Origin of the sequence: Frateuria sp. (assembly GCF_013362045.1) — a bacterium.
Lineage (GTDB): Bacteria > Pseudomonadota > Gammaproteobacteria > Xanthomonadales > Rhodanobacteraceae > Frateuria_A.
The window spans coordinates 1-9,535 of sequence record NZ_JABFWW010000291.1; the positions used below are offsets into that span (position 1 = coordinate 1).

General features: G+C 69.0%; 9 protein-coding genes. 2 read left to right on the forward strand and 7 right to left on the reverse strand.

What is annotated here, in order from left to right:
• Positions 1-463: 463 nt before the first annotated feature.
• A complete protein-coding gene (locus HOQ08_RS13890; RefSeq protein ID WP_291196066.1) occupies positions 464-1,603 on the forward strand; it encodes a PilT/PilU family type 4a pilus ATPase in 1,140 nt (379 codons plus the stop codon).
• Between the two features lie 38 nt (positions 1,604-1,641).
• Here HOQ08_RS13890 and HOQ08_RS13895 read toward each other — a convergent pair whose 3' ends face one another.
• The 6 genes from HOQ08_RS13895 to HOQ08_RS13920 form a co-directional block, all read right to left on the reverse strand.
• Positions 1,642-2,052, reverse strand: coding sequence for a VOC family protein (locus HOQ08_RS13895; protein ID WP_291196069.1), 411 nt, complete (start codon positions 2,050-2,052; stop codon positions 1,642-1,644).
• Between the two features lie 324 nt (positions 2,053-2,376).
• A complete protein-coding gene (locus tag HOQ08_RS13900; protein WP_291196072.1) occupies positions 2,377-3,297 on the reverse strand; it encodes a DUF5996 family protein in 921 nt (306 codons plus the stop codon).
• A 190-nt stretch (positions 3,298-3,487) separates the two neighbouring features.
• Complete coding sequence (locus HOQ08_RS13905; RefSeq protein WP_291196075.1) at positions 3,488-4,612, reverse strand: ABC transporter substrate-binding protein; 1,125 nt, start codon at positions 4,610-4,612, stop codon at positions 3,488-3,490.
• A gap of 85 nt (positions 4,613-4,697) precedes the next feature.
• Complete coding sequence (locus HOQ08_RS13910; protein WP_291196077.1) at positions 4,698-5,255, reverse strand: DUF3228 family protein; 558 nt, start codon at positions 5,253-5,255, stop codon at positions 4,698-4,700.
• Positions 5,256-5,388: 133 nt separating this feature from the next.
• Positions 5,389-6,075 carry a GNAT family N-acetyltransferase gene (locus HOQ08_RS13915; RefSeq protein ID WP_291196079.1) on the reverse strand — a complete coding sequence of 229 codons (687 nt, stop codon included), beginning with the start codon at positions 6,073-6,075 and terminating at the stop codon, positions 5,389-5,391.
• Positions 6,076-6,244: 169 nt separating this feature from the next.
• Positions 6,245-6,895: a glutathione S-transferase family protein gene (locus HOQ08_RS13920; protein WP_291196082.1), complete on the reverse strand. Its 651-nt coding sequence runs from the start codon at positions 6,893-6,895 to the stop codon at positions 6,245-6,247.
• Positions 6,896-7,170: 275 nt separating this feature from the next.
• Here HOQ08_RS13920 and HOQ08_RS13925 point away from each other — a divergent pair, with 275 nt between their 5' ends.
• On the forward strand, positions 7,171-7,926 hold the full coding sequence (locus tag HOQ08_RS13925; RefSeq protein ID WP_291196085.1) for a M90 family metallopeptidase: 756 nt from the start codon (positions 7,171-7,173) through the stop codon (positions 7,924-7,926).
• Between the two features lie 234 nt (positions 7,927-8,160).
• On the opposite strand, the gene HOQ08_RS13930 is transcribed toward HOQ08_RS13925, so the two are convergent.
• Positions 8,161-9,327, reverse strand: coding sequence for a ScyD/ScyE family protein (locus HOQ08_RS13930; RefSeq protein ID WP_291196088.1), 1,167 nt, complete (start codon positions 9,325-9,327; stop codon positions 8,161-8,163).
• Positions 9,328-9,535 lie beyond the last annotated feature (208 nt).

The following is a 9,535-nucleotide window of genomic DNA, read 5'->3' on the forward strand; positions in this document are numbered from 1 at the left end:
ATGCGGCCCCATCGCTGGAGAAATGCCCGCCGCCCATGCATGGCCCGAAGATAGGCCGCGGCAGGTTATGCCGCGTTGAAGGCGGGCCGGGCCTTTCTTGGAAGGCTTCCTGGCAGGACGAACCGGGATCCGGCGCGTTCGGCAAGTTCGACCCCGAGCCTTGGCGCGGATACCGCCAGCGGTACTGAAACACCGGACGCCGATGCCGGTATTCCCCGCGCTCCCGCCGACCGCCGATGGCAGTATTCGCCGCGGACATGGACGCCAATGCCTGCGCACTGAATGCGGCGGATAGCAAGTGCGGGACGTCCCGCCGGCCGGCCGCAGAGAGCTCCGTCACATCTCGGCGCCTCGCCGACGCCGTGGCGCTTGCTGCCTTCCCCGGGCGGACAAGATACTGGCCTGATCCCGCCCTGCCCCACGAACCATGTCGAACCTGAGTCCGGAAGAAGCCCGCAACTACATGCTTCAGTTGCTGAAGCTGATGCACCAGGGAGGCGGGTCGGATCTGTTCATCTCGGCCGATTTTCCACCGAGCATGAAATGCCAGGGCCAGATGAAGGCGCTCAGCCAGCAGCGCCTGACCGGCGAGATCACCCGGAAGCTGGCGCTGTCGCTGATGAACGAGAAACAGCGGAAGGAATTCGAAGGCGACTTCGAATGCAACTTCGCCATCGCCCTGCCCGGCGTCTGCCGCTTCCGCGTGAACGTGTTCGTGCAGCAGCAGCAGACCGGCATGGTGATCCGCACCATCGCGTCGGAAATCCCGACCCTGGAGAAGCTGGGCCTGCCCGAGGTGCTCAAGGAAGTCATTATGACCAAGCGCGGCCTGGTGCTGGTCGTGGGCGGCACCGGCTCGGGCAAGTCGACCACGCTTGCGGCCATGATCGACCATCGCAACACCCATTCGGCCGGCCACATCATCACCGTCGAAGACCCAGTCGAGTACGTGCACAGGAACAAGGGCTGCCTGGTCACCCACCGCGAGGTCGGCGTGGACACGCACTCCTGGCAGGCCGCGCTGAAGAACACGCTGCGCCAGGCGCCGGACGTGATCCTGATCGGCGAGATCCGCGACACCGAGACCATGGAGCATGCGATCGCCTTCGCCGAGACCGGTCACCTGTGCCTGGGCACGCTCCACGCGAACAACGCCAACCAGACGCTCGACCGCATCATCAACTTCTTCCCGGAGGAGCGTCGCGCGCAGCTGCTGATGGACCTGTCCTCCAACCTGCGCGCGATCATCTCGCAGCGGCTTGTGCGCACCGAAACCGGCAACGGCCGCAAGGCGGCGATCGAGATCATGCTGAACACGCCGACGATCGGCGAGGCGATCCTCAAGGGCCAGTTCCACGGGTTGAAGGAAACCATGGCCAAGTCCCGCGAACTAGGCATGCGCACCTTCGACCAGGCCCTGTTCGAGCTCTACGACGCCGGCCACATCGGTTACGAAGAAGCCATCCGCAACGCCGATTCGGCCAACGAGCTGCGGCTGCAGATCAAGCTGAAGGCCGAGCGCAAGGCGCCGCAGGACGGCGCCGGCATGGTGCTGGCCCTGCACGAGGAGGAAGAGGAGGGCGACGGGGAGGCCAAGAACTAGGCGGGGTGTCGCCCCCCGGCCTCGCATGTGTCGGCGGCTCAGCGCCGCTCCTGCACGCGCAGCAGGTTGCCCGCCGGGTCGCGCACGGCGCAGTCGCGCACGCCGTAGGGCTGCATGGTGGGCTCCTCGACCACCTCGGCGCCGTTGGCCTGGATGCGCTCGAACGCGGCGTCCAGGTCCCGGGTGGCCAGCAGCAGCATCGCGTAGGTGCCCTTGGCCATCATCTCGGCGATGGTGCGCTTCTCCTCGTCGTTGACGCCGGGGCTGGCGGCAGGCGGGAACAGCACGATGGAGGTGCCAGGCTGGTCCGGCGGGCCGACCGTGATCCAGCGCATGCCGTTGTAGCCGACGTCGTTGCGCACCTCGAAGCCGAGGGTGTCGCGGTAGAACGCCAGCGAGGCGTCCGGGTCGGTGTGCGGGAGGAAGCTTGCGTGGATGGTGATGTCCATGGCGCTCGGGTTCGTTGGGGGATCCGTCATGCTAGGCCCGCTGGCGATCAGGCGCTTCTCGATTCCTGACCGGTTTGGCCACGAGATCGCAACGCTCGGCTGCACGCCAGAGCTGATTCTTTGGGGCAGACGCCCGCACGACGTGTGAGGCGGTCCCGTCGATGCACCGGTCCGCGCCCGGTAGTCGGGGCAGCGCGGGGCCGGCATACCAGGCGGCCGGCCATCGGGCGGAGGCGCGGGGTGCAGAGCGGATCGTCCTGGCACGTGGGCCGATCGCACGAATCGGCTGCGTCCCCTCCATGATCGTCAGGGCTTGTGGTGCCGCTACCCAGGCTGCGCATGGCGCGGGGGCGGCGTGCGCTCCAGCTCGGCCCGGTTCCAGCCGCCAAGCTCGGCTGCTTGCTGCCAGGTACTTTGCAGGAAGGCACGCAGCGCGTCGTCCGGCGACGGCGCCTTGCGCACCGTGTCGTACGGCAGGACGAATTCGCCGAGCGCCGCATGGAAGTACGCCCCGGGCGGCCGGACGGGCGCATCGGGCAGCCCGGCCGGCGACGGCACCGCATAGGCGTAGAAGGCGGGCTCGAGCAGCGGCGCGCTGCCGGGCCAGAAGCCATGGCTGATCACCTCGTGGGAATAGGCGTCGCGTTCGAACGCCGGCCCTTCGCGCGGCGGCGCGCGGCGGCCGGAAAAACGCGTCACCGCCAGATCGAAACTGCCCCAGAAGAAATTGACCGGGCTGCTCTTGCCCACGTAGCCGCAGCGCCAGGCCGCGAACGCCCGCTCCACCTGCACCAGGATGCGCCAGAACCGCTGCGCCCACGAGGCGTCGTAGCTGTGGTGGCTGGTGTCCTCGTCCAGCCGCACCGGCGATGGCATCTCGACCGCGACGGGCCAGATATGTACCGACAGTCCCATCTCGCCCAGCGCATCCATCACCGCCCGATAGAAGTCGGCCACGCTGCGTGGCGCCAGCCGGACGAAGCGGCTGCCGCCATCGGTGCAGGCGATTTTCAGCACGTGCTCGATGAAATCGAACTCGAGGGTGAAGGACCGGGAGCCGGACGGCAGCGTGCCGGTGGACAGCCCGCGCGCGGTCACGCGCATGGCCACGCCCCAGCAGTGGTTCAACGGCGGCGCCAGCGCCAGGGCGACCTTGCCCACCACCTGCGACCACAGATGCAAGGTGGCGTAGGTGTCGTGCCATTCCTCGTAAGGCAGCGCAGGCCAGGTCGCATCGCACGCCATGCCGTTCTCCGCTTCGATCCCGCAGGGACGCTTGCCGGTGGCAGCCGGCCTGCAGGCTTCGGCGAAGGTAGGCGGAGCGCCGTTATGGCGGACGCATGGGCGCGTCAAGGGCGTGGCCCTCCGGGCGCTTCCCCGGCGCCCGGCACAGGTCCGTCGGAAGCTCCCGCCCGGAAGATCGTGGCGACCGGACCTACGTGTTCCCTTCGCTGGCGTGAAGGATCCGGAAGCGGCCGGGCTCCGCCGGGTCGCGATCAACCACCTGGACCGGCGCCGAGGCCCACTGCCAAACGCTCACGCCGGGCGTGCGCAGAAACCGGATCCGCCCGCGGGTGCCGTCGACTGCGACATGACGCCAGGAGGCTGCAATGCGCGAGCGGTCCGCGCCATGGGAACGCAACATCTCGGCGAGAACGAGCATCGTGTCGTAGCCCTCGAAGGCCACGAAGGATGGTGCTTCGGCCAGCCGCGAGCGAAGGGCGGATCCGACGCAGGCACCGAGGGGCGTGAGGCGCTCGGGCAGGTAGCGCAGGAACGGGATCGCGGCGCCGTCCTCGCCCAGCAGCGCCATCCATTCCGCGAATTCCGGTTGCCCCGCCGGCGCACCCGTCATCAGCCCGGCGAGGCGCGGGTCGCGGCGGACGGACCGGACGATCGGCACCGCCGGCTCCGGGAAGCCGACCAGCAGCAGGAGGGCTGTTGTGTGATGACCAACGAGTGCATCGCACACGGCCGCGGGGGAAAGTGCGCGCGCGTCCAGGTCGATCACGGTGCCGCCGCGCGGCGCGAGGCGGTCCCGCAGGATGCGGGTCCCGGAGGCCCAGTAGACACCCGGTTCGGCGGCGACGGCGATGCGCCGGTGGCCCGCACCGATAAGGAAGTCCGCGTAGATCCGCCAGCCGCGGGACTGCGGGGGAGCGAGGCGCGCGACCCAGTCCGTGGGCTGCTCGGTGAGCGCATCGAGCACCGCCGACGAACAGAGGAACGGCAGGCCCAGGGCGTCGGCCCGGGCGGCCGCGGCACGAGCGGCGACGCTGTGGTACTCCCCCGCCAAGGCAGCCACGCCCAGGCCGGCCAGTTCGTCGACGGCCGCCGTGGCCCGCCCTGGATCGGCCGCGGTGTCCCGGACCACCAACTCGAACCGCCGCCCAGCGACCCCGCCGGCGGCATTGACGTCGTGAACGGCCAGCTCGAGTCCTGCGAGCATGTGCCGGCCTGCCTCGACCCAGCCGGGCCGGGTGAGTGGAACAAGGGCACCGATCCGGATGGCTGGTGCGTCCGGCGGCGCTGCACTGGGCGACGAAGATGGCGTAGTCATGCGTTGGCCTCTCCCGCGCGGCCATCAACGGGGACATGGCCCATCGGGCCCGTGCCCGCTCCGGACGGCATGAACCGTCCTCTCCCTACCCGCGCCAGTTGGCATGCCTGCGCCAGAACTCCACGCTGCGGCGATAGGCCTCCCGGTCCAGCGGCACGCCCGAGCCGCCCTCTTCCACGCCCAGCGCGTTGCGCATCATGGTGATGGGCGCCATCGGCGTCTCCTCGGGCTCGGCGGCGTACATGCAGCCGACCACGCCCCAGTCGGCGGCGATGGGCGAGCCTTCCTTCGCCAGCTGTTCGCGGCTGTAGAGGATGGGGATCAGGTAACCCGCGACCGGCGGCTCCAGCCCCTCGAACCAGCGCACCAGCACCGGCAGCTCGTCCCGCGTGCGCGCTTCGTAGTCCGAGCGCAGCAGGTGCCGGTTACCGTCGCTCACCGGCACCGCCAGGCAGCGCGTGGAAGTCCAGTTGCGATGCACGTGCAGCTTGCAGAACGGTGCGTAGCCGTCGAGCACCTTCAGCGGCGGCACCTCGTTGAGCCGGCGCTCGAACTGCTCGGGCGTGCAGTCCTGGATGGTGTTGCGGCGCGGCTCGCGCGGAAACAGCCGAGGCAGGGCGAAGTCGGTGAGGACGATGGACATGCGGCGCGGGCCAGGGCCTGGGAGCGGGGCATTATCGCGTCATCGGGAACCAGCGGTGCCCGAACGGCCACACGCAGCGGCGTCATGGCGTCCAGATGCGTGGCAATAGGCGCTCCGCCGGGTTTTGGGGAGCTCATTCCGGATCGCGCCCGAGTACGGCAATGTTCACATCGCATCGCCAGCGGAAGCCAAGCGCGTGATAAAGCGCTATCGCGGCGTCGTTGCTCTTCCAGGCATGCAGAAAGGCCGTTTCGCCGCGTGCCGCGATGCCCGCGGCGACATGCCTGGACAAGCGTTTGGCCAACCCATGCCCCCGAAAATCGGGATGCGTGCAGACACCGCTGACCTCGGTGTGGCCGGGAAAATGGAACCGTTCGCCGGCCATCGCGGCGAGCCGGCCATCGACGCGAACGCCAAAGAAGCGGCCCATGCGATGCGTGTGCCGCAGGAACGGGCCCGGCTCGGTGAGCGTGGCCAGGGCCAGCATCTCTGCCGCGTCGCGGTCGGACAGCGCGACGATCCCGTCAGCTCCCTCGCCAGGTGGCGCCACGGGGGCATGGGCCACCATCTGCACGCCTTGGGCCTCCTTGATGGCAACAAGGCCGGATGGAATGCGGATGTCCTGCGCCTGCAGGATGAACACATGCTCCGACGGCTGCACGAGGCGAGCCAGGGCTCGCTGGGCGGTCTCGCCGTCATCGCGGGCGGACGCAAAGCGATTGACATCCGGCTTGTATCGCCGCGCCAGGTCGTCGCCCAGCGACAAGTCGGCGTGGGCCGTGCTCAGGCTGGACCACACCGGGCGGTCAAGCAGGCTCATCCCGACCTTCTCCGCAGCCGAAAAGCAGAAGCTGCGCCAAAGGTTGCTTTCCTGCAAGACGCTCGCCCCAGGGACGGTATTCCACGCATGGGTGACCCGTGCTTCTGGCTGCCCTTCGCATCCGAGGGTGCGGGGCAGCATGGAGACGAGGCTTAAGTCCCCTCCCGTCCTAGGCGGCCCGATGACCGGCAGCCACCGCCGCCTGGGCGGCGTAAGCGCGCTGGTAGGCGGGCCGCGCCTCCCCGCGGGCGACGTAGGCCGCCAGGCTCGGGAATTCGCCCAGGATGCCCGACGGTTTCAGGCGGAGCAGCACCGACACCATCATCAGGTCGCCCGCGCTGAACGCACCATCGAGCCAGTCGGCATCGCCCAGGCGTGCGGAAAGCTGGCGCAGCCGGGTGCGAATGCGCTCCACCACCAGAGGCATGCGTTCCGCGGCCCACGGCTTGTCACCCTCGATGAACTTCACGGTGACGAGTTCGAGGATCGGCGGCTCCACGGTATTGATCGCGGCGAACATCCAGGTGATCGCCCGCGCGCGGGCATCGGGATCGTGCGGCAGCAGACCCGCATGGCGTTCGGCGATATGGAAGACGATCGCACCGCTCTCGAACAGGGCGAGTTCGCCTTCCTCGTAGGTGGGAATCTGGCCGAAAGGATGAAGGCCCAGGTGCGCGGGCTCCTTCATCGCCCGGAACGACAGAAGGCGGACCTCGTAGGGTTGGCCCGCCTCTTCCAGCGCCCAGCGGACGCGCGTATCGCGTGCCAGTCCCTTGCCGCCATCGGGCGAGTTTTCAAAGGCGGTAATGGTGATGGTCATGGTGAGGCTCCTGGTGGTGAAGGTCATGACGGCGACGCCGGCGAGCGGTTCAAGACAAACCCAGGTCGAGGGCGGTCTCCCTGCCCTGGCATCCCTGGCAGGCTCTCGATTCGCGGCGTGTCACCTCTACGACGATCCAGCCCCACGCGGATCGACACGACCGCTCGGGGCCCCGGGCAAGCGCACGCTCCACCTGGCAGTTTCCTTTCGCGGGTGTTCTTGAGAAAGCGCCCATCGCCCTGATGCTGGGAACGCCAAGACTTCCAGCAGGGGCCATGCTCGACAAAATCAGAAACTGGCGCGTACGCCATATCGTCGCCCGGCGCCCCATCGCCGAACCGTTGTGGCAGGACGCGCTGCGGCGGTGCGCCCCGGCGCGCCGGCTGGGCGCTTCCGACCAGGCCGCGCTGCGCGTGCTGGCCACGCTGTTCCTGGAGCGCAAGTCGCTGGAACCGGTCCAGGGGCTGGAGCTCGACGATGCCGACCGCGTGCTGCTCGCGACCCACGCCTGCGTACCGATCCTGAAGCTGGGCCTCGACTGGTATGACGGCTGGCACAGCGTCATCGTCTATCCGGACGCGTTCATCCCGCGGCGCACGCATACCGATGCGGCGGGCGTGGTCCACCAGACCCGCCACGTGATGGCCGGCGAGGCATGGGGGCGCGGACCGGTGATCCTGTCGTGGGCGGACGTGCTCCATGCCGGCAGGAAGCCGGGCCACAACGTGGTCATCCACGAAATGGCGCACAAGCTCGACCTGCTCAACGGTGAAGCCAACGGTTTCCCGCCCCTGCACCGGCGCATGGATCGCCGCGTGTGGACGCGCGTCTTCTCCGGTACCTGGGATCGCCTGCGCGACGACCACCGCAACGGGCTGCCCCTGCCGATCGACCCGTACGGGCTGGAGAGCGAGGCCGAGTTCTTCGCGGTGGTCAGCGAGCAGTTTTTCGAGGAGCCGGCGGCCTTGCGCCAGCATTTGCCGGAGGTCTATCGGCAGCTCGAGCAGTTTTACCGGCAGCACTCCTACTGAACGCGGATCGATAAGCCACCGCACCGGCGTCACGCGCGATGGGCGGATAAAGGGCGCCGTCGGTCGGCTATTGCGCGATGTGGAGGCCTGGCGCTTTGCCGGTATCCGATCTTCCCATGGGCCGGCGCGCATCAAGTAGCTCCGGCAGGCGAGCCTTTCATCGCTCGCCCGGCTGCCCGCAATGAAAGACGGCCCGCGCCAAACGTGGGCCGCCTTCACCCGCAGCAGGCGCGGCTAGTGGCCGTGCTGTCCCACATCGAGGTCGAACCGCAGCACCTGGCCCATGCCCGGCGGCAGGCCGAAGCCCGCGTTGGACACGAACAGCGCGCCATCGGGCCCGAAGGTCATCGCCGTGGGCAGCGTCAAGCCGGTGATGATGGCGGTGCGTGCGCCCGACGGATCGATCCGCACCACCTTGCCCGTGCCCGGCGTGGGCACCGGGTTGTTCTTGCCCGTGGTGTTCTCCAGCACGTACATCCGCGAGCGGCAGTCGAAGGCGAGCCCGACGACCGTGGTCAACCGGTCCGCGGCCGGCCACAGCTGGCCATTGCGGGTGAGCTCGAGCACCTTCGAGGAGCCGGCCACGATCGGGAACGTGTTGAGGTTGCCGATGAAGAAGTGGCCGTGGTACGCCAGCGCGGTCGGCACGATGTGGCCTTGCGATGCGGACACGTCGACGATGCGCTGGATCGCGCCGTCCGTGCGCACACGCACCAGCTCGCCGTGGTTGGGTTCCAGCGCGAACAGCTCGCCGCGGAGCGCGACCATGCTGTACCAGGTACCGTCGGGCTCGAAGTCGCCCGGGTTGGGGTTCTGCACCGGGTGGTGCATCTGGTAGCGGCTGAGGTTGGCGATCCAGTGGATCGAACCGTCGGCCTCCACGCGCGCCACGCCGTTGAAGGTGCCCGCCACGCCGTGCGAGCAGCCGGCGCCCGCGGTAATCGCATAGAGCGTGCGGCCGATGAAGGCGACGTCGGCCACGCCGCTGATCAACGATCCGGTCGCGGCGCTGGTCTGGCTGGACGGGAAGCGGTCGGTGACCGTGAAGCGATGCCCGTGGCGATCGACCCTCGAAATCCGCCCGCCGGTCGGGCTGCCGCTGTAGGGCCCGACATCGGGTACCTGCGTGCACTGCATCGGGGTGGTCTGATGCGTGCCCCCCTTGCCGCCCTCGGCCACGTAGAGGTAGCCGTCGGGCCCGAACGTCAGGCCGCGCGGGTTGTTCAGGCCGGAGGCGTAGATCGACACCTTCACCGGGTAGCCGGTGTGGGTCTGCGCCATGCTGGCGATGTCCTGCGGGCTGGGCGAGGCGGCACTGCTGGCGACCGCGGCCTTCGGCAGCAGGGCAAGGGAAACGGCGAGCGCCAGCGCACTGGCCGCCAGTTGCATACGGGGAGTCATGGGAAATCCTCCGGGAGGAGTGCGGCAGAACCGGCGGTGCCGCTTTCGCCTCGCAACACCCGGGCCCGGCGACCGCCGGCCCTCGGGCACGCCGGCCACCCCTGCGCGACCAGCCGGTGCGCGACGCCGACACGCAAAGGCCCCGCGCAGAGCACGCAAGGATCGCCCGGCCGGCATGTGTCGATCGCGCCACGGCGGAGCGCACTCC